Source organism: Proteus vulgaris (assembly GCF_033708015.1).
Classification (GTDB): Bacteria; Pseudomonadota; Gammaproteobacteria; order Enterobacterales; family Enterobacteriaceae; genus Proteus.
The window spans coordinates 1,769,529-1,794,748 of record NZ_CP137920.1 but is presented as its reverse complement, the minus strand read 5'-3'; the positions used below and the strand labels follow the sequence as shown (position 1 = coordinate 1,794,748).

The following is a 25,220-nucleotide window of genomic DNA, read 5'->3' as shown; positions in this document are numbered from 1 at the left end:
TTAAAACAAAATCACACTGATTTTGATGAAAAATATCCGCAATAAATAAATCCATGTATTACTGTTTTTAGGTGTGTGTTTTTTTACCCTATTATCCATCCTGCTATATTCTCACGAAGCCTTGACATCCTCCCTGCCCTGAATGAACTGAAGACCGAGGGTTTTGACGCATCGGATAAAGTAAAATTGCTATAACTTTAGTCGACATAGTGACCTTGTCCCCATTTAATTAACCACAAGCATCAAATTAATCATTAGAATTGATAGTAATGATAAAAGAGATTTTTCGCTATTATTGAGTTTTGAGCAAAAGTTAATTATCGTTTTTGCTATATATCCCCAAAACTCAGTCCTGTACTCTGTGCTCATCAAATTTTCTCTCATTAAATATATTAAAGAGGTAAACATGAGCGTCCCTGTACTTGGTGTTGGAACATTTCGTTTAAAAGATGATGTAGTCATCGCATCCGTTAAAAATGCATTGGAAGTTGGCTATAGAGCCATAGATACAGCACAAATATATGAAAATGAATCAGCTGTTGGCCAAGCTATCTCGGAAAGTGGTATTGCGCGTAATGAGCTATATGTTACCACTAAGATTTGGGTAGCAAATCTCGCTAAAGACAAACTGATCCCTAGCCTAAAGAAAAGTCTCAGTGACTTACAAATGGATTATGTCGATCTAACGTTAATCCACTGGCCATCGCCAAATGATGAAGTTTCTGTTGATGAATTTATGCAAGCATTATTGGAAGCAAAAAAATGTGGATTAACTCGTGAAATCGGTATTTCTAACTTCACCATTCCACTAATGGAGCAAGCTATAGAATCCGTTGGTGTAGAAAATATAGCCACAAATCAAATAGAATTGTCACCTTATTTGCAAAATCGTAAAGTGACTGAGTGGGCAAAACAGCATGGTATTCATATTACTTCCTATATGACATTAGCTTATGGTAATGCATTGAAAGATGAAGTAATAAAAACCATCGCCAAAAAACATGGTGCAACAGCAGCACAGGTAGTATTGGCATGGGCGATACACGAAGGATACTCTGTTATCCCATCATCAACAAAACGCGAAAATTTACTTAGCAACTTACATTCAACAACACTGCAACTTGATGCAAATGATATAGATGCTATTAGAAAATTAGATAAAAATGAACGACTGGTAAGCCCAGAAGGTTTAGCCCCACACTGGGATTAATAATTTAAGTAGAAATCATAATTAATTTATGGTTTCTACTTTTCTTTTAAATAAACGATAGATGCGCTAATACGTTAAGTGAGTGCGATAAACCAATGATGAAGTATTAGTTTCATTAATCTGATTTTTTAGGCTAAAAACAGATCTCAAAAAGCGATATAATATTGATACATAAATTTATTATAAACTATTATGAGTATCAATTATGGACATGATTTTACTGTTTCTTTTTGTGGGTTGTGTAACTGGTTTTTTCGCTGGCCTACTTGGAATTGGTGGCGGTGCAATCATTGTTCCTGTTGTTATGTATGTCGTGAGTCAACAAGCAATCCCAACTGATATGGTAATGAAAATTGCCTTATCGACTTCATTTTCTGTCATTATATTTTCCACCGCCTCTTCAGCCTATTCTCATCACAAACGCAAAGCTATTTTATGGGATCAATTTCCTTTATTAGCGATAGGAACACTGCTCGGTATGCTTGTTGGCACATTTTTTGTACAAAAAATGTCAAATACAATATTACAAATCGTGTTCTGCATTTTCATGATTTATACCATCTATGGATTATTAACAAAAAAGAAAGAAACTGAACACATCGAAGATGTAAAAGATCCTATTATCGCTAAGCCCGCATTGATAAGCGGTGGATCGTTAATTGGTTTTATATCAAGTTTTATTGGTATTGCAGGTGGCACCATCACCATTCCTCTTTTAAGCCATTGGGGTTTTAATACACGTAAATGCATTGCAACATCCTCAATGATAGGCGTTATTATTGCCTCAGTAGGGATGATAATGGGTATTATTTATGGGTGGGCTCAAACAGACATTAGTCACTATTATTTGGGCTTTATCTATTTACCTGCTTTTATTGGGATAAGTATTACCAGCATACTCTTCGCACCTATTGGTGTTAAAGTTGCTTATCGCTTACCAATTCCTAGAGTTCGTCAAATATTTGCATTATTCTTATTCTTAGTCGTCGTGAAAATGATGTATACGCTTATTACAAGATAAACATCTGATCTGAAAATCATATTCTTTTAAATTATTCTATAAAAACAAGCAATACTAAAATCTAATATTTCTAATCATGTTAGATTTTAGTCAGTTAGCGTATTTATAGATAAAATAAAATGGACGGATCTTATTAGGTAATCTTCACCTAATTAAAACAAATATATTTAAGTATTACGGATAGCTTTATTCTTTTCTCACTTTGACTTGTAAAGTAAAAACAGGATCCGTTGTACCACACATAGTACGCCCTACTCTGGCTTTTATTTTTATCCGTACATTACCAGTTTTAGGTGCTGTCCCTTGTAAGCGAGCAAAAATGATAGGACGCACTTCCTGATGCATGACATACTTTTGCCAATCTTTATCTGTAATAAGAGAAAGCCACTCCCCATTTTTATTTTTGATCATTAATGTCACAGTAACCCATTCAGAACTTTCTACAATATAATATGGAGCTAAACCAGAAAACACACCCAATTCAATCTGTTGATCATAATTTTGATTAACAACAGCTTCTGGCATATAGATTTTTTCTTGTGATTCTGATGGTGTAAATAAAATACGGGTACTGCATGCAATGCCATAAAACATACTACAACCATTTAGCACGCAACAAAAAATAAGCAAAAATAGACTCTGAGCTAAATTTTTTATAGAAAAACACTTAAAAATAATACTTCCATGCATGCTTGTATCACTCCATTGAAAAACCGTAAACTATTATCAGAGAATTAAAATCAACCCTTATATCATCTCAAATATCATTTTTATTTTTCAGCATTAAATACTATTCCTTGCTGCCAATCCAGAACTGAGATTCCCAAATTATTTGCCAGTCTAATAACCACCGGTAGTGCTTCATCCACTTTAGAATAAACAAAGCCAATAACTGGAACTTTAGTCATAAAATTATTCATTAAAGGTCCATCACACCACACGCTGTCATCTATTTCATCATCAGATAATTCACAAAGGCACGGATATATATGAGAAATTTCTTGATAAAAACGTAACATCAAAGGACTTAATTCTTCTATGCCCTCATCTTCATATATTTCAAAATATTCACATGCTTTTTCAAAATCAGCAGAAACAGGAAAATCAAACAATGCGATGTTATAACTCATTTCACACTCCACATTCTATTTTTATAGATTCAAAATAATGTGCTGCTACTGCGATAAATATACAAATGATAGGGTTTATGTGAATACATTATTTCAATATTTCCTTCTTTAGCTTCAATACCTTCTAAGTCAGAAAAAACAAATATTTCATCCTCACTTGATGATTCTAATTCAATGACCTCTAACTCTTTGCAACTATTCACCTTAGCTAATAAAGCTTTTTTATCCTTAACTAAGGGATAAATATTTTTCATTTTCTGAGCTAAAAGCTTACAAACCGAATCAATATCATCCCCTCCCAGATAAGATTGCCCAATACCAATTAATTTACCATCATAAAATTTTAATACATTTCTATCTGAATCTTTTTCAAAAGGAGGTTCATTATTAAAAAAGCACGTTATAATATTTTCTTCCGTTTCACACTTCCCATTTTTTATAAAAGGAATATCATCAATATTTCTGCCAAAGTCCATTTTCAATGGATCATTACTATTAAGCTCACAACTAGATAAAAAAACTATCATACCCATAGCAATAAATATTTTTTTCATATTGATACATTCCTTTGAGTGTAACTTCACATTAGTGGGTATTTATTATAACGACTTATCTTGACAAACAATGTTAACTTATCCCACAAAACCACATTAACAGAATGAAGTTTGTACTTTTTACTTCTCTCATTACAAATGTACTTTTGCTACTTTACGTGCAAGCAAGAGGGATATACTCTTATGAGTATAATTAATCTATATGGCTTATAACTATAGATAAAAGATATTTAGCTGTTATTTCAGCAGATTTTTGTTAAAATAATTAGCAAAATAGTAACAACTTAGTGATTCATTTGCCTCATTTTATCAATTCAAATGATTTTGATGGAATGATTTCAGGCACAAAACCCGAAATAGATAGTTTAAAGGAGTACGCAATGTCTTTCGAATTACCAAAATTACCTTATGCGTTAGATGCTCTTGAGCCACACATCTCTAAAGAAACTTTAGAATATCACTACGGCAAACACCACCAAACCTATGTAACCAATTTAAATAATCTGGTTAAAGGTACTGATTTAGAAAGCAAATCTTTAGAAGAAATCATCAAATCTACTGATGGTGGCATCTTTAATAATGCAGCTCAAGTATGGAACCACACTTTCTACTGGAACTGCTTAGCACCAAATGCAGGCGGCGCACCAACAGGAAAAATCGCTGATGCTATCAACAAAGCATTTGGCTCTTTTGAAGAGTTCAAAAAACAATTTAATGATGCGGCAGCTAAAAACTTCGGTTCAGGTTGGACATGGTTAGTTAAAAAAGCAGATGGTTCGATTGCAATTGTTAACACGTCTAACGCTGCAACTCCTGTTTCAGGCGAAGACAAACCATTGTTAACTGTTGATGTATGGGAACATGCTTACTACATCGACTACCGTAACGCGCGCGTTAAATATTTAGAAGAGTTCTGGGCATTGGTTAACTGGTCATTTGTTGAAGCTAACCTTGCTTAATTGAGCTTGATAATCAAAGGTGAGTGATTCAGATTCATTTTTGGTGATAAAATAACAAAGGGCCTCGAGCCCTTTGTTATATTCAGATATTCGATAATTTATTATTTAAATTGATCGGATAATCTATAAAGCAGTGATTAGAATAACATAGTCGAAAATAAAACGATCATAACAAGCGCTGCAACTGCTGTACTCAAACCAAATTTCAGATCCGTATCCATCTATTTCTCCCTCAAAATGATTATAATACACATTTTAACCATAACCTTGTCATGGTTAATTATTATCACATATCAATATTTGTTAAAATAGCGACCAGTGCACAATTTATAACATTGATTAATACTTTCACTTTTGAGCTAGATCATACAAAATTCACAGCTAATCGCTAAATTATTGCCAGTGTTTGCCCTATGTATGACTATACTGGCAGTCAAACCACAAAATTAGATAAAAGAGACCAATGAAGGTCAGGAGTTTTCCACACCATGGCAACAATAAAAGACGTGGCAAAACGCGCAGGCGTATCAACCACGACTGTTTCTCATGTGATCAACAAAACACGTTTTGTTGCTGAGAACACACGGGCAGCAGTTTGGGCCGCTATAAAAGAATTAAATTATTCACCTAGTGCCGTTGCGCGTAGTTTAAAAGTCAATCACACCAAATCTATTGGCCTGTTAGCCACGTCCAGTGAAGCCCCTTACTTTGCTGAAGTGATTGAAGCTGTTGAAAATAGTTGTTATAGCAAAGGTTACACACTGATTTTATGTAATTCACATAATAACCTTGATAAACAAAAAGCCTATTTAGCAATGCTGGCACAAAAACGTGTTGATGGATTATTAGTCATGTGTTCTGAATATCCCGATCACCTTCTGACTCTTTTAGAAGGCTATCGTAATATTCCAATGGTTGTCATGGATTGGGGTAAAGCGCGTGGCGACTTTACAGATACCATCATCGATAACGCTTTCCACGGTGGCTATATTGCGGGTCGTTATCTTATTGAGCGAGGTCATCGTGACATTGGTATTATTCCTGGTCCATTAGAACGTAATACTGGTGGTGGCCGATTACAAGGTTTTTTAAAAGCCATGGAAGAAGCAAAAATCACAGTAAAAGATGAATGGATTGTACAAGGCGACTTTGAGCCGGAATCTGGTTATAAAGCCATGTACCAAATGCTAAATCAAAAACATCGCCCTACTGCTGTTTTTTGTGGTGGTGATGTGATGGCAATGGGTGCGATTTGTGCAGCAGATGAACTTGGCCTACGTGTTCCTTTCGATATTTCTATTGTGGGTTATGACAATATTCGTAATGCTCGTTATTTTACACCGGCCCTAACGACCGTCCACCAGCCAAAAGAACGTTTAGGTCAAATGGCATTATCAATGTTGCTTGATCGCATCGTCAATAAACGCGAAGACGCCCAAACAATCGAAGTTCATCCACGATTAGTTGAGCGTCGTTCAGTCGCTGATGGTCCTTTTATCGACTACCGTCGTTAATTCATATTTATTCAACGACCTGATTTCTAACGAAGCCACTCCTCATTTAAGGTTTGGCTATCTCCAAGATAATCTAACAACCATGTTAAAGCGGGAGATTCACTTTTATCGACCCACGTCAGGCAGCATGGGCTGTCTGGCAATGGTTGTGCTAGTTGTAAAGTAACCAGCTTGCCTTGTTTAATTAAAGATTCAGCACGGTGCCAAGGCACCATTCCTACACATAATCCCGCTAACAAACATTCAAGCCCCATATCCCATGTTGGTACGACCATCCTGCGTTGGTTATTTAGCGCCCATGTGTCACGCTTTGGCAAACTGCGTGAGGTATCTTCTAAACATAAACTTGGATAAGGCCGCATTTCATCATCCGTTAATGGATGTTGTGCTTTTGCTAAAGGGTGATCAACATGACAAACGCAGCGCCACGGCATAAAACCCATATCTCTAAAGCTATAACGTTCACCAATTGGTGAGGCTCTTGTTGCACCAATAGCTAAATCAACACGCCCATTGACCAAGGAGTCCCATACGCCATTAAACACTTCAGGATAGACATACAGTTCAATATCAGGAAAATGACGATAGAAATCGAGAATAAGTTGTTGTGTTCTTTCTGGTTTTACAATGCCATCAACGGCTATACTAAACTGACCGCGCCACCCATTAGAAACTTGTTGACAAAGATGCCGAGTGTCATTCATTTTTTTGATAACAGATCGTGCTTCTTTGATAAAAATTTTACCTGCTTCGGTTAATTCTACATCACGGTGACGGCGTTCAAACAAGGGAACGGCAAGCCATTCCTCTAATTGCCGAACAGTGTAACTAACGGCGGATGGCACTCTGTGCAATTCTTGAGCAGCAGAACTAAAACTTCCTGTTCTTGCGACTGCATCAACAACTTCTAAAGAGTATTCTGACCACATAGAGTTTATTCCTTTGAAAATTTTTCACAGCATTAACCAAATATTCCCGTTTCACAAGTAAAATAAGTCTTCGTTACAATATATAAAATGTTCTACATCACATAGCATAGAAAATAAAATGAATTCTAAAACATCCACACAATCAAAAACACCTATGAGCTTTATGGTGTACCTAGCGGGTTTAAGTATGCTAGGTTACTTAGCTATTGATATGTATTTACCTGCATTTGGTATGATGCAGCGTGAACTCGCTATTAGCGAAGGGGCTATTAGTAATAGCTTAAGTATCTTTTTATTTGGCTTTGCTGTTGCTCAATTACTTTGGGGACCACTTTCTGACAAAGTCGGTCGTAAACCTATTCTTCTTATCGGTTTAAGCCTTTTCTCTTTAGGCTGCCTTGGTATGCTGTGGGTTGAAAGTGCAACTGGCTTACTGGCTATGCGCTTCCTACAAGCTTTCGGCGTCTGCTCTGCTGCCGTTATTTGGCAAGCTCTTGTTATCGACCGTTTTGATGAATCTCGCGCTCAGCATGTCTTTGCTTTAATTATGCCACTGGTTGCATTATCACCTGCACTTGCACCTTTAATCGGTGCATCGCTATTAGAGCACGGTGGCTGGCGTATGATTTTCATGCTGTTAATGGCAGTAACGTTAGTATTAATGCTACCGACATTAATGCTAAAAAACATTAAACAAAAATCAGTCACAGATGCGAACCAATCTTCTGCTTCATTTATCACTTTACTAAAATCGCCTCTCTATACAGGTAACGTATTAGTTTACGCTTCTTGTAGTGCAGGTTTCTTTGCTTGGTTAGCCGGCTCACCCATCATTCTTGAAAAAATGGGTTATTCGCCACAGGATATCGGTTTAAGTTATATTCCACAAACTATTGCATTTATGGTGGGTGGTTATGGTTGCCGTATTTTACTGTCAAAAATGACTGGTAAAACGTTACTACCACTGTTATTAATTGGTTATGCTGTCAGTATGACCGCCTTATACCTTGTTGCTAAATTTACGGAACCAACATTAACGACTATTTTAATTCCGTTCTGTATTATGGCCGCAATGAATGGTGCATCTTATCCAATCGCGGTATCTAATGCTTTATCCGCTTATCCTGAAATCAGTGGTAAAGCCGCTGCGTTACAAAATGCACTTCAATTGGGTCTTTGCAGCTTAGCCAGTTTTATTGTGTCTGCATTTATCAGCCAACAACCTCTGATTAACACCACTGCAATTATGGCGTTAACCGCAATCCCAATGGCTGTTGGCTACTTTATTCAGCGAAATAAATCTGTTATCAAACACACGGTTCAAACAGTAGAATAATCACCACCCTCCCTTTTAGGATTTATCTTAAAAAGGCCATTTTATAAAAAATGGCCTTTTTCTTTTCTAGAGAAAAACAATTTACATCTCTATACTTGCTTATACGCTGTAATAGCGTTTTATTTATTTTTCTTTCGGATTTTGAAACATTAAACAGATTATTTGCTGATTATGGCAGATTAGTTATTTTATTAATTCTATTCGTTCAATGCATTTTGAACACAATACCATTTTAATACTGTCAATCTGCACACATCCTTTTTTAGCTTTATGTTTCAAAACCCGCTTAGTTTACGCGGAGAGTATATGAGTACATCTTGTGTAGAAGAAGGCCGAAAGACCTCCAACGATCCTTTTAAAAAGATCGCAATAGAACTGTTAGCTCACGCTGATATTCGAGTTAATGGCTCAGAACCTTATGATATTCAGGTTCACAATCAGAATTTTTATAAAAGAGTATTACAGCAAGGCTCATTAGGTCTCGGCGAAAGTTATATGGATGGTTGGTGGGATTGTGAGCGACTGGATATATTCTTTCATAAAGTTTTACGTGCTGGTCTTGAAGATAAGCTCCCACAAAACCTACATGATATTTTTAAGATTGCAACAGCCCGCCTTTTTAATCTACAAACACAAAAACGCGCATGGATGGTAGGTAAAGAGCATTACGATCTTGGTAATGACCTATTTACTGCCATGCTTGATCCTAATATGCAATATTCCTGTGGTTACTGGAAAAATGCAGATAATTTAGACCAAGCCCAAGAGCATAAATTAGATTTAATTTGCCGAAAATTAGATTTAAAACCAGGTATGACCTTATTAGATATTGGCTGTGGCTGGGGTGGACTTGCCGCTTATGCCGCAAAACATTTTGGAGTTTCTGTCACTGGGGTCACTATTTCTGTTGAACAGCAGAAATTAGCACAAGCACGATGCCAAGGACTTGATGTTAATATTATTTTAGAAGACTATCGTGATTTGCATGAACAATTTGATCGTATCGTTTCTGTCGGTATGTTTGAGCATGTTGGCCCTAAGAATTACGCCACTTATTTTGATGTCGTTCGCCATAATTTAAAAGAAGATGGTCTGTTTTTATTGCACACCATAGGTTCTAATCGCGATAAAGTGAATGTAGATAGCTGGATAAGCAAGTATATTTTTCCTAATGGATGTTTACCATCTATTCAAAAAATTGCTCATGCAATGGACAATAAATTTGTGATGGAAGATTGGCATAACTTTGGTGCTGATTACGATAAAACATTAATGGCGTGGTATCAGCGTTTTTTAGCTTGTTGGCCAGATATTGAATCTAACTACACTCCGCGCTTTAAACGTATGTTTAGCTATTACCTTAATGCCTGTGCGGGTGCATTTCGCGCTAGAGATATCCAGTTATGGCAAATAGTACTCAGTCCTAAAGGCCAGATCGGCGGTCTACAGATCCCGCGTTAATTATTCTTTTGATAAAAAGAGAAAAGCCAGTTTGATTGACAAACTGGCTTTTTCTTTGGCTATCTGTTCAGAACAACAACATTAATTATGTGAAATTTATTCTTCATTGCTAAGTTGTTGTGCTGCTAATAAAGCTTGTTGCTGCGCTTGTTGTGCCATAACACGCTCTACAGTATCGACAATCGCTTGAGTTTGAGGGTCAAGCTCAATATTGACTTTATCACCAAGGCGTTTACAACCCAATGTTGTTCTATCGCGCGTTTCTGGTATTAAATGAACACAAAAACGGTTATTTACGACATCGCCCACAGTGAGGCTGATCCCATCAATACCAATAAAACCTTTATGTAAAATGTACTTCATTAATGCTTTATCAAAAATACGAAACCAAATTTGTAAATTATTTTCTGACGTAATGATTTTGGCAACTTCAGCCGTTGTTACAATATGACCAGACATCACATGGCCACCAATTTCATCACCATACTTAGCCGCTCTCTCAATATTTACTTCGGAGCCGACCTTTAATTCACCAAGGTTAGTTAAACGTAATGTCTCTTTCACTAAATCAAAGCTAATCTGTGTACCTTCAATTTTAGTGACCGTTAAACAGCAACCATTATTTGCAACAGAAGCACCTGTCTCTAAATTGCTGACTAACTCTTTGGGTAATTCAATGATATGGGTACGAAAATCGCCTTTATCTTCGATAGCAATAACCCGCCCTTTTCCCTGAACAATACCTGTAAACATCTTACATCTCCTTGGATCGATAAACTGGTAAACTCAATTAGGTTTATGCTATTAAGGATAACATAGCTCGTATTAATACAAAGGAACAAATATCTTATTTATTCTTTGTCGATTATTGCCGTTAAATATAACGTAAAAACACTGAATAAATTATCAAAATCCTGTGCTTAAAAAGCTAAACTTCTTTCATTGCTAATTAAACTTTTATCATTAGAATAAGCTGACTTGAGGATCTCTTTACGTCATTTTAACAATACGATGTTTATTCTCTTCCTTTCCTTTTCTTATTATAAATAAAGGTGTATGCGTGCAGAAGTACATAAGAGAAGCGCGTAGCTTACTTGCTCTCGGTATCCCCGTTATCATCGCGCAATTTTCCCAGACAGCAATGGGTGTAGTTGATACTGTCATGGCGGGTGCTGTAAATGCCACAGAAATGTCGGCAGTAGCAGTAGGTACGTCTATTTGGTTGCCAACGATTTTATTAGGCCAAGGCATATTAATGGCGTTAACGCCAATCGTTGCACAATTAAATGGTTCAGGACAACGAAAACACATTGCTAATCGTACACAGCAAGGTTTTTGGCTTGCCACTTTCTTATCCATCATGGTCATTGCTGTTCTTTATAACAGCCGTTTTATTATTGAAGCACAGCATGATATTGAACCAGAATTAGCCGAAAAGGCCATTGGATTCATTCATGCTATTATGTGGGGTGCACCAGGTTGCCTTTATTATCAGGTACTGAGAAGCCAATGTGAGGGATTATCTAAGACAAAACCTGGCATGATAATTGGTTTTATTGGCTTATTAATCAATATCCCTGTTAACTATGCCTTTATTTACGGTAAATTTGGCGCCCCACAATTAGGTGGTATTGGTTGTGGCGTTGCAACGGCTTCTGTTTTCTGGGCTATGTTCTTAATGATGCGTTATTACGTGCGCCGAGCACCAACTCAACGTGACGTTATGCCCAAAAAACGTTTAGTAAGCCCTGATTTTCACACGATAAAACGTATTACATTTCTAGGGTTACCCGTTGGCCTAGCCTTATTCTTTGAAGTCACACTGTTTGCCGTTGTTGCATTATTAGTTTCACCTTTGGGCGTTACTGCGGTTGCAAGCCATCAGATAGCACTTAACTTTAGCTCCCTGATGTTTATGTTCCCTCTTTCATTGGGAATAGCGGCAACAATCCGTGTTGGTTATAACTTAGGACAACGCTCCACAGAACAAGCCCGTACTTCAGCCATCACAGCGCTGGCTGTTGGGCTAATGTTGGCAAGTTGTACCGCAATTTTCTCTATTATTTTTAGAGAGAAAATCGCGTTAATGTATAACGACAATATTGAAGTGGTGACATTAGCTTCTCATCTTATGCTATTCGCTGCGCTTTATCAGTTGTCAGATTCTGTGCAAGTTATTGGCTCAGGTGTATTACGAGGTTATAAAGACACTCGCTCTATCTTCTTTATTACCTTTATTGCCTACTGGGTGATTGGATTACCTTCTGGTTATATTTTAGGACGTACTAATTATTTTGTTGAAGCCATGGGGCCGGCTGGTTTCTGGATTGGATTTATTCTAGGTTTAACTGCCTCAGCAATTATGATGGGATCCCGTATTTGGTGGATACAGCGCCAATCTGATGAAGTGGTGTTATTACGTTCAGAGCGTTAAAGAAAAACGGTTATTTAGGCAAGGGAATGACACAAATATCAACAAATAGCTTTAAATACGAGCAGTTGAATATAAATTTGTGTTTTTCCTCTTGCCAGAATCGAATCATCTCGTTAATATTCGTCCCCGTTGTCACCTAATAGATAATGCGTCCATAGCTCAGTTGGTTAGAGCACCACCTTGACATGGTGGGGGTCGGTGGTTCGAGTCCACTTGGACGCACCATTTATTTCTCGGCAACCTCTCAATACAGTGCGTCCATAGCTCAGTTGGTTAGAGCACCACCTTGACATGGTGGGGGTCGGTGGTTCGAGTCCACTTGGACGCACCATTTCTCTTTCTCTATTTTCTTATTTTTATCATCTTACCTTCCCTACAAAATAATTAATCTGGCTTGCAATATTTTATTGCGCAACAAAGTGTTTAAAAAACAAGCAGTCAGCGCTGTATTTTGATCACATCACTTAAATTTACCTTTTTTCGATTTTCTTCATAGAAATTAACCTCTATAATACAAAACATAATTTTGTTGAAAGGTTTCAGCGTATTGATTTACGGGCATCTTTAGAAAACAGAACAAATGAATCGTGATAGACTATAATGTAAGATGTCTACCAACCTTCGATACAAAATAGTGACAAGATTTTTATGATGTTGCTGAAACATTAACATGTTGCGCAACTTATCCATTAGAGATGAGTTTGTACATCCAGTTTTATACCGTTGATACTGTTAATAGAAAACAGCGACATGAATCCATATTCATCCATTACAATACAACCATTAAATAGACTGCCATGAAAAAGACAAAAATTGTTTGCACCATCGGGCCAAAAACCGAATCTGAAGAAAAACTGAATCAATTACTGGACGCAGGCATGAACGTTATGCGTCTAAATTTCTCTCACGGTGACTATGAAGAGCATGGCAACCGTATCAAAAATCTACGTAACGTTTGCGCTAAAACAGGCAAAAAAGCCGCTATCTTATTAGATACTAAAGGTCCAGAAATCCGCACCATCAAATTAGAAGGTGGTAATGATGTTACTTTAGTTGCGGGTCAAACGTTCACTTTCACCACAGACAAAACTGTTGTTGGTAACAAAGACCGTGTTGCTGTCACTTATGAAGGCTTCGCTAAAGACTTAACTGTTGGTAACACCGTTTTAGTTGATGACGGCCTTATCGGTATGAAAGTAACTGCGGTAACGGATACAGAAGTTGTTTGTGAAGTTTTAAACAACGGTGACTTAGGTGAAAACAAAGGTGTTAACTTACCTGGCGTTTCTATCGGTTTACCTGCATTAGCTGAAAAAGATAAACAAGATCTTATCTTTGGTTGCGAGCAAGGCGTTGATTTCGTTGCTGCATCATTTATTCGTAAGCGTTCTGACGTGGAAGAAATGCGCGCTCATTTAAATGCACACGGCGGCGAAAACATTATGATTATCTCAAAAATTGAAAACCAAGAAGGTTTAAACAATTTTGATGAGATCTTAGAAGCTTCTGACGGTATCATGGTTGCTCGTGGTGACTTAGGTGTTGAGATCCCCGTTGAAGAAGTTATCTTTGCACAAAAAATGATGATCGAAAAATGTAACGCTGCACGTAAAGTTGTTATCACTGCAACGCAAATGTTAGATTCAATGATCAAAAACCCACGCCCTACTCGTGCTGAAGCAGGTGACGTTGCGAATGCTATCTTAGATGGTACTGATGCTGTTATGTTGTCAGGCGAAAGTGCGAAAGGTAAATACCCAGTAGAAGCTGTGACTATCATGGCAACTATCTGTGACCGTACAGACCGTATCATGCAATCTCGTCTTGATTACAAACAAACCGCTGCGAAATTACGCGTAACAGAAGCTGTTTGTCGCGGTGCGGTAGAAATGGCTGAAAACTTAGATGCACCTTTGATCGTTGTTGCAACTTTCGGCGGTAAATCAGCGCGTTCTATCCGTAAATATTTCCCAACTGCACCAATCTTAGCATTAACAAACAACGAAGAAACTGCTCGTCAGTTACTGCTAGTTAAAGGTGTAACAACACAATTAGTTAACGAAATCGCGTCTACTGACGACTTCTACCGTATTGGTAAAGAAGCCGCATTAGCAAGTGGTTTAGCTCATGCTGGTGAGCGTGTTGTTATGGTGACTGGCGCACTCGTTGATAGTGGTACAACAAATACTTCATCTGTTCACGTCCTGTAATTTAACCGTATGTGATAGTCGCTTAAACGCCACGGTTATCGTGGCGTTTTTTTCTTCTCTTCCTCTATTTTTTCTCTAGTCTACTGATTTTTTCTCTCTTACCGCCTTTATTTCTTCTATGCTTTTAATAAACTATTTTATTAATGTAAGTACAATAAGGATGTAAAATGTCTGACGATACAATAAATACCCGTGTTTTTGCTTGTACTACCCTTGCGATTAAAGATAAGAAAAATCGTATATACCACGGTAGAACAATGGAATTTTCAGTAGACAAACCTGCCTCAATATTTGCCTATTATCCTAAAGCTCATACATTCCAGCAAAATGCCCCCGATGGTACACCAGGCTTAAAATACGTCACTAAATACCCATTTATCGCTATTACAGCACCAATTAATTTAGAAGGGACAAAAGACGTACTTGAAGGCGTCAATACACAAGGACTTTCTTTTAGTTTGAATATGCTTCCTGATTCAAAGCTCGATGATATTAGCCCAGAAGACTACGCGACCTCAGTGCCTATCGCAGCCATTGGTGAATGGGCTTTAGCACAATATTCAACCGTTGAAGAATTAAAAGAAAATATCCCTAAAACGGCATTTTGGTCACAAAAGTTATTGCTATTGCGCAATTTACCCAGCCCTTTCCATTATGCGTTTTATGATAAAACAGGCGCCTGTATTGTTGTTGAGGTTTCAGAAGGAAAGTTACATATTTATGATAATCCGACTTATTGCATGACCAATGGCCCATTATTTCCATGGCATCTTACTAACTTAAATAATTATACTCATCTTTCTAATATTAATATTTCTAGCAGTACACTGGGAAATATGAAGGTAAAACAACCGGATAGTGGGATTGCTTTAGCAACATTGCCAAGCTCTGATACGTCTGTTGATAGATTTATTCGTGCCGTTTACTACACAACGTATTATCACCAAGTTTCTGATCAAGACACACAACTTGTTGAACTGGCTCACATTATGAACCGTTTTGATCGCCCTAAAAATTCCACTATCGATCCTTTACTGGGTCATAACACGTTAAAAGCCCTTCATACAAGTGAGTTTTCAGTATGGACAACACTCACTGATTTAGAGCGAGGAATACTCTTCTTTAGAGGATATAACGATCTCAACTTCCAAAAATTTACGCTTGAATCGTTTAAAAATGAAGTAGAACCTGTTTTCATAAAAGTAAATTTAGGTGGTGATATAGCGCAATAAAGATAAATAACAATAAAAACAACACTGATAAAATGTTTTCTATCAGACTGTTATGAATAAACATCTTTTGTGAAATAACACGCATTTTTTGTACTGAATATTTGCGTTTTAAGTGTTATTTTTTCTATTGTTCAATTACTGGTTCAGTAGAATGTGGTAAATAAATCCAGCATTTTCCTATATATGTGCCATACTTACTAATGGTTTCATATAAATGCTACTTGTTCCTTTACACAAACTAATAATAGAGGTTGTAACTATGAAAGCAAAACTTGTACTAGGTGCGGTAATTCTGGCTTCAGGCTTATTAGCAGGTTGTTCTTCTAGTAATAATGCACAATTAGATCAAATCTCTTCTGATGTAAGCCGCCTGAATACTCAAGTTCAACAATTAAGTAGTGATGTACAATCAGCTCGTGCTGAAGCTAAATCAGCTTACGACGAAGCAGCGCGTGCAAATCAACGTTTAGATAACCAAGTCACTACTTATAAAAAGTAATTTGATTGACTGGTAAACTGGGATCAGTTTCAGACCAGTACTAATAGTAAAGCCTCAATCCACAATGATTGGGGCTTTATTTTTAATATATTAAACTATAAATTAATATACTCTAATTCTGCTATCTTTTCCAATTTCCTATAACTTAGAATTAATTTTATCGCTCGCATTTCTTTTTAATAATTCAATTTCTCCTTGATGTTTTTTATATATATCTTCAAGTACCGTCATAATGTCATGATTTTTAATCATTAAATTATCATTTTGAATGGTAAATTCTTTACTAACAAAATCAGGTATCTGTGATTTTAATAAAGAATTATTACCTAAATTAATATTCTTCTGAATATGTTTATCCGCCTGTTGATAAACTTGATAAAGTGTCGCCAGCATTATATTGACTGATTTATCAGCATGACCCACAAGGATTGATAAAGACTTATCTTTTTGATTTATTAGTTCATTTTTGATGGCGTGGAATAATTTAGTCACATCATTAGCCAATGTTTTATGAGTTAAACTAGTACTAATACGCCCACCATCATTCAATTTATTTGCTTCTACTCTTTCATATTCACCATTTTTTGTTTTTGTTGAGATCCGGTGAATCAATTCACCACATATTTTATTAATATTCTGTTTTCTTTTCTTTTCATTTCCAATAAAAAGAGTTTCCATACTATTTTTTATTGAAGTAGTTTTATTTCCCAATTGACTAATTTTATTTCCATCACTGGAAGTAATACATTCAGAATAATGAGGATTAACATTTATTTTATTAAGGTACATATCTATAACTCATTCATTTTACGCAGAGAAGTTATCGATATTAAAGAATAAAACATCAATTTAATGTTAAAAATACACCTTTATTAGGTTAAACTATTTTTATAAATTATTATTAAAAAAACAGATGTCTAAGCATCTGTTTTTCAATATCTATTAAGCAGCAGAAATATTAATTCGCAGTTACATCAACAGGTAAACCTGAGCGACGAATTATTTCAGTATCTACTTTATCTTTATCAACCTTTCCACTTTCATACCAAGCATTAAATTGCTTCGAGAATGTAAGAGGCATGGTTTGCGGATCGTCATTTTCATTGCGTGACAGTGGCTGATGAACTTCAATAAACTGCCTACCGTCTGCAGTTTCAGTAAATTTAATCGGCTTATTAATAACCTGAACACGGCTACCTTTAGGTACCACATTAAATAACGTCTCAATATCATTTGGTCTTAAACGAATACAGCCAGAACTCACTCTTAAGCCAATACCAAAATCAGCATTAGTACCATGAATAAGATACTCACCTCGACTATGTGCCAATCTTAGAGCATATGCTCCCATTGGATTTTCAGGGCCAGCAGGAACGACAGCGGGTAGCGTGATCCCTTTAGCGGCATAGTTTTTACGAATATTCGCTGTTGGTGTCCAAGTTGGATCTTTAATTAATTGAGAAATCGATGTCACCATTTCAGGTGTTTCACGGCCTAATTGACCAATTCCAATAGGGTAAACATCAACTGTGCCACCTTCTTTGGGGTAATAATAAAGGCGCAATTCGGCAAGATTGATTACAATACCTTTTCGCACTGTATCAGGCAAAATCATCTGTAATGGAATAGTTAATGTTTTACCTGCATCAGGTAAAAGAGGATCAATACCAGGATTTGCTTCCATCATATTGAGCAATCCCACTTGGTATTCAGACGCAATAGCTTCTAGTGAGCGTTTATCATCGGGAACTATATATGAAAAGTTTTCACCAATAATACGCTGGTTATCAGCAGGTAGTAGATATTCTGTTGCATAAGATAAGTGACTACTCATCCCTAACAGCGATACTCCCAATAGAGTTAACCATTTTTTCATCGTTTATCCCGTGTGTTAGAAATAAAATAAACTGACTATTATGATGATAACATTATCATTGTTATGCTTTCATATAATAAGTCAGTTTAGAACATTAATGTGGGATCAGGTAACATTTATGCTACAGCGTATTCTGAAAAACGCTTAATAAGCGTCGTAACCATCGCATGTAAACCTTGTGTACGAGACGGCGTTAAGTGGCTTTCTAGTGCTAATGATGAAAAATAATGTTTTACATCCGTCGCTAAAGCTTGTTCAATTGTTTTACCTTGAAATAAGATAATGACTAATGCAACAAGCCCTTTTACAATACCTGCATCACTGTCGCCAGCCAGCACCAGATGTTTGTTCTCATTAAGAGAAACCGCAATCCACACTTGGCTTTGGCAACCTTCAATAAAGTTAGCTGAAATGCGCTGTTCATCTGTTAGAGGCGGCAGACGCTCACCTAACTCCATCATATAAAGATAACGTTGTTCCCAATCTTGGCAACGAGAAAAATTGCGCAATAGTTTTGCTTCATCTGGCAAATTGGCAACTGCCATGAATAACCTCTTTTTAATCTTTAGCCTAATAACATTTCAACACGCAATAGCGCATTCACCAACGCATCAATATCATTTTTATTGGTATATAAGCCAAGAGATGCACGGCACATCGCAGGAACCTGATAATAATCCATAATTGGCATCGCACAATGATGCCCAGTACGAATAGCAATACCATAATTATCCAGAAATGCTCCAACATCATAAGCGTGATGTTTACCTAAATTAAAGGCAATCACACCTTGTCGACAATCATTGCCATAAAGCGTTAATGATTTTACTTTTTGCAGCTGCTCTTGAGCATACTTCATTATACCGTTTTCATATTCAGCAATATGATTCATGCCTAATTGTGAAAGATAATCCAATGCAGCACCTAAGCCAATCATTCCCATTATATTAGGCGTCCCCGCTTCAAAGCGCCAAGGTGCATCTGCATAGGTAATATCACCATTAATATGAACATGCTTTATCATTGCGCCACCACCTTCCCAGGGCGGCAACTCATCCAGTAGCGCTTTTTTACCATACAGTAAACCAATACCAGTAGGTCCATAAAGTTTATGTCCACTACAAACAAAAAAGTCGCAATCAAGTTGTGAAACATTAATGGGTTGATGCATTGCACTTTGAGCGCCATCAACCAATATATGTAACTCTCCTCCTTGAACAATAGCATATTGGCGAGCATCACGAATAATTTGAGCGATAGGATTCACTGTACCCAATACATTTGATTGATGCGTAAGACTGAGTAATTTTGTTCGTTCGTCGATTAAGCGAGGTAATTGAGCCAGATCGAGAGTGCCGTCTTGTAATAGTGGCAACACTCGAACATTAAAGCCATACTGTTTTGCCAACATATACCAAGGAACAATATTTGCATGATGTTCCATTTCAGTGATGATGATATTGTCACCATCATTTAAAAATCGTTGGCTATAAATATTTGCGATTAAGTTGATCCCTTCCGTTGTTCCTTTAACAAAAACAATCTCTTCTTCGCTATTAGCGCCTAAAAAATCACTGGCTTTTTTACGAACATTTTCAACTAACGTTGTCGCATTTGCACTTAACGTATGAATACCGCGGTGAACCGCGGCATATTGTGTTAAGGTAAATTGCGTTTCATGTTCAATGACGCAAGCCGGCTTCTGAGCACTTGCGGCACTGTCGAGATAAACCAGTGGTTTTCCTTTTACTTGTTGTAAAAGGATTGGAAAATCATCTCGCGCTTTTTCAATGGAATGCGTCATAATGCCTTATTTTATACCTCTAATAAGCGCTGATTAATTCTCTCTAATACCTGCGCCTTGACCACACTATTTTCTAGCGATTCAGTTAATTCAGCCGCAAATGCATGGATGATCATTTTACGGGCGTCAGTTAAAGAAATACCTCGTGAACGCAAATAAAATAGTTGCTCATCATCAATTCGACCTACTGTCGCACCATGGCTACATTTCACATCATCTGCATAGATTTCAAGCTGTGGTTTAGTATCAATTTGCGCTTTCTCACCCAGCAACAGATTGTTATTTGTCATTTGACCATCTGTCTTTAATGCTTGAGGTGTCACCGTGATCATACCGTTAAATACGGCTTTACCAGCATCCATCGCAATACTTTTATGCAGTTGACGACTCTGGCAATTTTTCTCACCATGAACCAGCCATGTACGAGTATCCGCGATTTCACCTGCTTTAGGTAATACAACGCTATTCATTGAAAGTGACGTATTTTCACCTTTTAGTGCCGAACTTGTATGATGACGACTCAGTTTAGCGCCTAATAAGAAAGCATAGCTATTGACCCGAGCATCACGACCTATCGTCAAGTCGTTATGAGCAAAATGCTGACTCACACTATTCTCAAAGCTTAATTTAATATGATTAAAAGAGGCATTATCACCAATCTCTGCAGTTAATCTTGCCCCTGTAAAGTGACGGTTTTCGTTGTCGCTACTGATATAGTGCTCCACCACTTGCATCTGGGTATTCGCACCAACATCAAGATGAAAACGATAATTTGCACTATTTACCTCTGCGCTTTGGTCGCCTTGCGTAATATTGAGGATATAAAGTGGTTTATCCGCAATAACACCAGCTTTCAAGGTAATCAACAAAGGGTGTGGCGCTAAACTTTCAACTAAGTGCAGAAAAATTTCACCATTTACCGCGTTAGGGAGCTCACTTTGATTATCAAGTAAAGTGACTTGATAAGGACCAAAATCTTTACTACTTTCTATCGGTGAAAATGTGCCATTTACCATAACAATACGGTAGCAATCAAAAGATAATGCATATTTAGCCATTAAGCTTTGCACATCAAAAGGTGGCAACTGTTGATAGCATTGGCTTAACGTTTCTTCTAAGGGCGTATAATGCCAATCTTCATGACGGTAAGCGGGGAACCCGATTTTTTCGACTTGCAACCAGTGATTACGCGCATTGAGATTATCGTCGCCTTTACGTTGATGGTATAACGCTGCAAACGCCTTTAGTGCTTGTTGATTACGAAGTTCAACTTGGCGCTGTTTTTCTCGTTTTTCATTGAGGGTCAATAAGCCAGCCATAACCTTGTTCCTCCAATTTTTGCGCCAATGAAAAATCACCTGATTTAATGATTTTCCCCTGATACAGCACATGCACAAAATCAGGTTTAATATAGTCAAGAATACGTTGGTAGTGTGTTACAACAATAAAAGCACGTTTACCATCGCGTAAACTATTAACACCATTAGAGACAATTTTTAATGCATCAATATCAAGGCCAGAATCTGTTTCATCTAAAATACATAATTCAGGCTCTAATGCAGCCATTTGCAAAATATCGTTACGTTTTTTTTCACCACCAGAAAATCCCACATTCACTGAGCGTGTTAGCAAATCTTGTGGCATATCCAATAATTTAATTTTATCTTCAATAAAATCTTCAAAATCAAAGCGATCTAACGGCTCTTTACCACGATATTCTCTTACGGCATTCACCGAAGATTGTAAGAAAAATTGATTACTGACACCGGGTATTTCAACAGGATATTGAAAAGCCATAAAGATACCTTCACCTGCGCGCTCTTCCGGTTCTAATGCCAATAAATCTTTATTTTTAAAAGTGATTGAACCTTCATCAACTTCATATTCATCACGACCAGCAAGTGTTGCCGATAAGGTACTTTTTCCTGAGCCATTTGGCCCCATAATCGCATGAACTTCACCTGCGCGAACCTGCAAATCTAATCCTTTAAGGATCTCATTGCCTTCAACACTGACATGTAAATTTTTAATCTCTAACATAATATATGCCTTCAGTATCTTTATACTCAGAATTTGGTTGATGGTTAACCGACGCTATGTTCTAAGCTGATTGCTAATAATTTTTGCGCTTCCACAGCGAATTCCAGCGGTAATTCTGAGAACACATCTTTACAAAATCCGTTTACAATCATTGAGATTGCATCATCTTCGCTTAACCCACGCTGCCGACAATAGAACAATTGATCTTCACCAATACGTGACGTTGTCGCTTCATGTTCAAGCTGTGCTGAGTTGTTCATTACCTCAACATAAGGGAAAGTATGCGCACCACACTGCGTACCAATTAACATGGAATCACATTGGGTAAAGTTACGGGCATTTTGCGCACTAGGGAGTACTTTTACGAGTCCGCGGTAACTGTTTTGGCTTTTACCTGCTGAAATACCTTTAGAGATAATGGTTGATTTGGTATTTTTGCCAATGTGGATCATCTTAGTCCCTGTATCTGCCTGTTGGCTGCCATTCGTTAAAGCAACCGAGAAAAATTCAGCTGTCGAATTATCCCCTTTTAAAATTACACTTGGATATTTCCATGTGATTGCAGAACCTGTTTCTGATTGCGTCCATGACATTTTGGCGTTTTCACCTTCACAGATAGCTCGTTTAGTCACAAAATTAAGGATACCGCCTTCACTATCGCCACCAGAGAACCAATTTTGAACAGTAGAGTATTTAACTTCAGCATCTCTATGGATAATGACTTCAACCACTGCGGCATGAAGCTGATAGCTATCACGAACAGGCGCAGAACAACCTTCGATATAACTGACATAACTGCCTTCATCAGCAACCAAAATTGTTCGTTCAAATTGGCCTGTTTGAGCCGCATTAATACGGAAATAAGTCGATAATTCCATTGGGCAACGAACCCCTTTGGGAATATAGACAAAAGTACCATCAGAGGCGACCGCAGCGTTGAGTGCAGCAAAGTAGTTATCATGGCTTGATACAACAGTACCTAAATATTGACGCACTAAATCAGGATATTCTTGAATTGCTTCACTGAATGAACAGAAAATAATACCGTGTTCGGCAAGTTCTTCACGATAGGTTGTTGAAACAGAAACAGAGTCAAAAATAGCATCAACAGCAACAGCTTGCCCTTCTCTTACAGGTACACCGAGTTGGTTAAAAGCATCTTCAACTTCTTTGGTTAAATAGTCTTGTGTGGCTTGTTTATCACTCGCAATTGCTTCATTTGTACCACCAGCACAACTACCATTAGCACAACATGAACTACAAGATGGCGCTGAATAATAGCTATAATCTTGATAATTGAGTGATGGGTAATCTGCTTTTAGCCAATGAGGTTCTTCCATTTCTAACCAATGGCGATAAGCATCTAAACGAAATTCCAACATCCACTCGGGTTCGTTTCTTTTGGCTGATATTGCACGCACAACCGCTTCATTTAATCCTTTTTCTAAGGTGTCGGTTGAGATATCAGTATAAAAACCTTCTTTATAGTGGTGATCGCTTAGCCATCCCTGAACTTCATCACCAATTTCAACATTGCTCTGAGACATAATCTGACTTCACTATGTTATACCCCGAAGCTCTCACCACATCCGCAGACGTTTTGAGCTTTAGGATTATTAAATTTAAACATTTGATTAAGCCCTTCACGAACATAATCAACAACTAACCCATCGATAAATGGCATTGCTTTTAATGAAACAAAGAGTTTTGCTCCATTATGTTCATAAACAAGATCATCGTTATTTGGGGCAGTAGCGAGTTCAATAACATAACCATACCCTGTACAACCAGAGGGTTTGATACTTAAGGAAAGCCCCTGTTTTTCAGGGTTTTTCTCAACTAAATGGCAGATATGCTTTGCCGCATTATCCGTTAATACAATGCCTTGCCAAACGGTGTCATTAAGAGAAAAAGTTTCAACGTTGTTTGCCATTTCTGACCTCATTTCGAAAGGAGATTAATATCTTTCCTGACACTAATGGTAATGATAACCCTTATCACTTCAACCCTGTCTTTTGAAAGGATATTCCATAAATGTGTGTTTTTTGTTCTATTTTTGCAGTTACTTTGTTAATAGCTAACATTAACATAATGTAATATAACGCTTTTTTATTCTTTCATTTCAAAAAATAAAACTTTTAATTTTTCTTATTTTTCGCACAATACGCACATAAGTTGCAATATAAATACACCTTACATCTTATCACTGAAATTGAGAGAAAAAAGCATAAATATGTGTTTTTACACACGGCTATTAGTTCTGTTCATATTCATTTTTATGCTTATCATGAAGGGTAAGATAGCACCACTTATGTGATGCTATCTTATTGGATTGTGTGCTATTTGAACTTATTTACTGATAGTAATAGTTTGAATATATTTGTTTGTACATTCAAGGATTTGACTATTTTTTTGTTTGTCCGATTGACTATTGAAGTTACTGATCAATTGCAGTTGCCATACTCGATTCGTTTTAAGATCAGCCACTAAAACACCTTCATAGCTCACATTCTCTTTTGCATATTTCCCTTCAAAAAAGACATGTCGGCTCTCCACATTTGGGATCGTTAACGGTTTTATCGATGTGGATATTTCAGTCATCCCATCTATTATTGCAATATTATCAACTATGCCTTGTGCTCCTGTATCCACATCGTAACTCATTGCATCAATCATTTTGAAATAAACCAGACGAACTTCTGTTAAATCACAAATGGGTTCTGATTTATAAACCATCATTTCTGTTGTGACATCCTGAATATTATCGGGTAATAATTTAAAATAATTTTCTGTATCTTCTCTGCTCATGGTAAAGGAAGTGGGATAAACCATATTAAATCCAGAAACAGTTTGTACTGGAATATTACTTATATCATTACTCATTGCAGAGGTAGAATTATTATCACATCCGCTGATTAATAAACCCGCAATTAATAATACTGTGGTGTTGAACTTAGAAATAGTTAACATTATTGATCGTCTTATCTTTTATTATGAAGATAATGATTATC

25 protein-coding genes and 2 tRNA genes are annotated in these 25,220 nt (G+C 37.0%); 12 read left to right on the top strand and 15 right to left on the bottom strand.

Features of this window, described 5'->3' with window-relative positions:
* The first annotated feature begins 406 nt into the window (after positions 1 to 406).
* Together dkgB and SB028_RS08575 are read left to right on the top strand one after the other, a co-directional pair.
* Entirely contained in the window at positions 407 to 1,210 is an 804-nt protein-coding gene (gene dkgB / locus SB028_RS08580; RefSeq protein WP_069369300.1) for a 2,5-didehydrogluconate reductase DkgB, read from the top strand.
* A gap of 205 nt (positions 1,211 to 1,415) precedes the next feature.
* Positions 1,416 to 2,231 (top strand): sulfite exporter TauE/SafE family protein, encoded by an 816-nt coding sequence (locus SB028_RS08575; RefSeq protein ID WP_069369301.1) that lies wholly within the window; start codon positions 1,416 to 1,418, stop codon positions 2,229 to 2,231.
* Positions 2,232 to 2,417: 186 nt separating this feature from the next.
* Here SB028_RS08575 and SB028_RS08570 read toward each other — a convergent pair whose 3' ends face one another.
* The 3 genes from SB028_RS08570 to SB028_RS08560 form a co-directional block, all read right to left on the bottom strand.
* The gene (locus SB028_RS08570; RefSeq protein WP_077885143.1) at positions 2,418 to 2,825 is read right to left on the bottom strand and encodes a hypothetical protein; all 408 of its coding nucleotides are present in this window, start codon (positions 2,823 to 2,825) and stop codon (positions 2,418 to 2,420) included.
* A gap of 176 nt (positions 2,826 to 3,001) precedes the next feature.
* Complete coding sequence (locus SB028_RS08565) at positions 3,002 to 3,361, bottom strand: hypothetical protein (RefSeq protein WP_069369303.1); 360 nt, start codon at positions 3,359 to 3,361, stop codon at positions 3,002 to 3,004.
* A 29-nt stretch (positions 3,362 to 3,390) separates the two neighbouring features.
* Entirely contained in the window at positions 3,391 to 3,915 is a 525-nt protein-coding gene (locus SB028_RS08560; RefSeq protein ID WP_069369304.1) for a hypothetical protein, read from the bottom strand.
* 380 nt (positions 3,916 to 4,295) lie between these two features.
* On the opposite strand from SB028_RS08560, the gene sodB reads away from it, so the two are divergent.
* Positions 4,296 to 4,874, top strand: coding sequence for a superoxide dismutase [Fe] (sodB, locus tag SB028_RS08555; protein WP_069369305.1), 579 nt, complete (start codon positions 4,296 to 4,298; stop codon positions 4,872 to 4,874).
* 137 nt (positions 4,875 to 5,011) lie between these two features.
* On the opposite strand, the gene SB028_RS20750 is transcribed toward sodB, so the two are convergent.
* A complete protein-coding gene (locus tag SB028_RS20750; RefSeq protein ID WP_103004765.1) occupies positions 5,012 to 5,095 on the bottom strand; it encodes a YnhF family membrane protein in 84 nt (27 codons plus the stop codon).
* A 267-nt stretch (positions 5,096 to 5,362) separates the two neighbouring features.
* Between SB028_RS20750 and purR the strand changes: the two genes are divergently transcribed.
* Positions 5,363 to 6,388 carry an HTH-type transcriptional repressor PurR gene (gene purR / locus SB028_RS08550; protein ID WP_023582340.1) on the top strand — a complete coding sequence of 342 codons (1,026 nt, stop codon included), beginning with the start codon at positions 5,363 to 5,365 and terminating at the stop codon, positions 6,386 to 6,388.
* Between the two features lie 26 nt (positions 6,389 to 6,414).
* Here purR and punR read toward each other — a convergent pair whose 3' ends face one another.
* The gene (gene punR / locus SB028_RS08545; protein ID WP_069369306.1) at positions 6,415 to 7,317 is read right to left on the bottom strand and encodes a DNA-binding transcriptional activator PunR; all 903 of its coding nucleotides are present in this window, start codon (positions 7,315 to 7,317) and stop codon (positions 6,415 to 6,417) included.
* A 118-nt stretch (positions 7,318 to 7,435) separates the two neighbouring features.
* Between punR and punC the strand changes: the two genes are divergently transcribed.
* Together punC and cfa are read left to right on the top strand one after the other, a co-directional pair.
* Complete coding sequence (gene punC / locus SB028_RS08540; RefSeq protein ID WP_069369307.1) at positions 7,436 to 8,653, top strand: purine nucleoside transporter PunC; 1,218 nt, start codon at positions 7,436 to 7,438, stop codon at positions 8,651 to 8,653.
* Positions 8,654 to 8,959: 306 nt separating this feature from the next.
* A complete protein-coding gene (gene cfa, locus SB028_RS08535) occupies positions 8,960 to 10,114 on the top strand; it encodes a cyclopropane fatty acyl phospholipid synthase (protein ID WP_069369308.1) in 1,155 nt (384 codons plus the stop codon).
* Positions 10,115 to 10,210: 96 nt separating this feature from the next.
* On the opposite strand, the gene SB028_RS08530 is transcribed toward cfa, so the two are convergent.
* Positions 10,211 to 10,867: a riboflavin synthase gene (locus SB028_RS08530; RefSeq protein WP_069369309.1), complete on the bottom strand. Its 657-nt coding sequence runs from the start codon at positions 10,865 to 10,867 to the stop codon at positions 10,211 to 10,213.
* A 307-nt stretch (positions 10,868 to 11,174) separates the two neighbouring features.
* Here SB028_RS08530 and SB028_RS08525 point away from each other — a divergent pair, with 307 nt between their 5' ends.
* From SB028_RS08525 to SB028_RS08500, 6 genes are all read left to right on the top strand, one after another.
* Complete coding sequence (locus tag SB028_RS08525) at positions 11,175 to 12,548, top strand: MATE family efflux transporter (RefSeq protein ID WP_069369310.1); 1,374 nt, start codon at positions 11,175 to 11,177, stop codon at positions 12,546 to 12,548.
* Positions 12,549 to 12,696: 148 nt separating this feature from the next.
* Positions 12,697 to 12,773: transfer RNA gene (locus SB028_RS08520), tRNA-Val, on the top strand.
* 29 nt (positions 12,774 to 12,802) lie between these two features.
* Positions 12,803 to 12,879: transfer RNA gene (locus SB028_RS08515), tRNA-Val, on the top strand.
* Between the two features lie 466 nt (positions 12,880 to 13,345).
* A complete protein-coding gene (gene pykF / locus SB028_RS08510) occupies positions 13,346 to 14,758 on the top strand; it encodes a pyruvate kinase PykF (RefSeq protein ID WP_069369311.1) in 1,413 nt (470 codons plus the stop codon).
* Between the two features lie 167 nt (positions 14,759 to 14,925).
* Positions 14,926 to 15,990, top strand: coding sequence for a linear amide C-N hydrolase (locus SB028_RS08505; RefSeq protein ID WP_069369312.1), 1,065 nt, complete (start codon positions 14,926 to 14,928; stop codon positions 15,988 to 15,990).
* A gap of 259 nt (positions 15,991 to 16,249) precedes the next feature.
* On the top strand, positions 16,250 to 16,489 hold the full coding sequence (locus tag SB028_RS08500) for an Lpp/OprI family alanine-zipper lipoprotein (RefSeq protein ID WP_069369313.1): 240 nt from the start codon (positions 16,250 to 16,252) through the stop codon (positions 16,487 to 16,489).
* A 138-nt stretch (positions 16,490 to 16,627) separates the two neighbouring features.
* On the opposite strand, the gene SB028_RS08495 is transcribed toward SB028_RS08500, so the two are convergent.
* The 9 genes from SB028_RS08495 to SB028_RS08455 form a co-directional block, all read right to left on the bottom strand.
* The gene (locus tag SB028_RS08495; RefSeq protein ID WP_069369314.1) at positions 16,628 to 17,278 is read right to left on the bottom strand and encodes a hypothetical protein; all 651 of its coding nucleotides are present in this window, start codon (positions 17,276 to 17,278) and stop codon (positions 16,628 to 16,630) included.
* A 169-nt stretch (positions 17,279 to 17,447) separates the two neighbouring features.
* On the bottom strand, positions 17,448 to 18,365 hold the full coding sequence (locus SB028_RS08490; protein WP_069369315.1) for a L,D-transpeptidase family protein: 918 nt from the start codon (positions 18,363 to 18,365) through the stop codon (positions 17,448 to 17,450).
* Positions 18,366 to 18,481: 116 nt separating this feature from the next.
* Complete coding sequence (sufE, locus tag SB028_RS08485; RefSeq protein WP_069369316.1) at positions 18,482 to 18,910, bottom strand: cysteine desulfuration protein SufE; 429 nt, start codon at positions 18,908 to 18,910, stop codon at positions 18,482 to 18,484.
* A gap of 20 nt (positions 18,911 to 18,930) precedes the next feature.
* Entirely contained in the window at positions 18,931 to 20,169 is a 1,239-nt protein-coding gene (gene sufS / locus SB028_RS08480) for a cysteine desulfurase SufS (protein WP_069369317.1), read from the bottom strand.
* Between the two features lie 11 nt (positions 20,170 to 20,180).
* The gene (gene sufD / locus SB028_RS08475; protein WP_069369318.1) at positions 20,181 to 21,488 is read right to left on the bottom strand and encodes a Fe-S cluster assembly protein SufD; all 1,308 of its coding nucleotides are present in this window, start codon (positions 21,486 to 21,488) and stop codon (positions 20,181 to 20,183) included.
* Positions 21,463 to 22,209, bottom strand: coding sequence for a Fe-S cluster assembly ATPase SufC (gene sufC / locus SB028_RS08470; RefSeq protein ID WP_069369319.1), 747 nt, complete (start codon positions 22,207 to 22,209; stop codon positions 21,463 to 21,465). The genes sufD and sufC overlap by 26 nt, the downstream gene beginning before the upstream one ends.
* A gap of 44 nt (positions 22,210 to 22,253) precedes the next feature.
* Positions 22,254 to 23,756, bottom strand: coding sequence for a Fe-S cluster assembly protein SufB (sufB, locus tag SB028_RS08465; protein WP_069369320.1), 1,503 nt, complete (start codon positions 23,754 to 23,756; stop codon positions 22,254 to 22,256).
* A gap of 17 nt (positions 23,757 to 23,773) precedes the next feature.
* Entirely contained in the window at positions 23,774 to 24,142 is a 369-nt protein-coding gene (gene sufA / locus SB028_RS08460) for a Fe-S cluster assembly scaffold SufA (RefSeq protein ID WP_077885145.1), read from the bottom strand.
* A gap of 416 nt (positions 24,143 to 24,558) precedes the next feature.
* On the bottom strand, positions 24,559 to 25,179 hold the full coding sequence (locus SB028_RS08455; protein ID WP_069369322.1) for a hypothetical protein: 621 nt from the start codon (positions 25,177 to 25,179) through the stop codon (positions 24,559 to 24,561).
* Between the last annotated feature and the right edge of the window lie 41 nt (positions 25,180 to 25,220).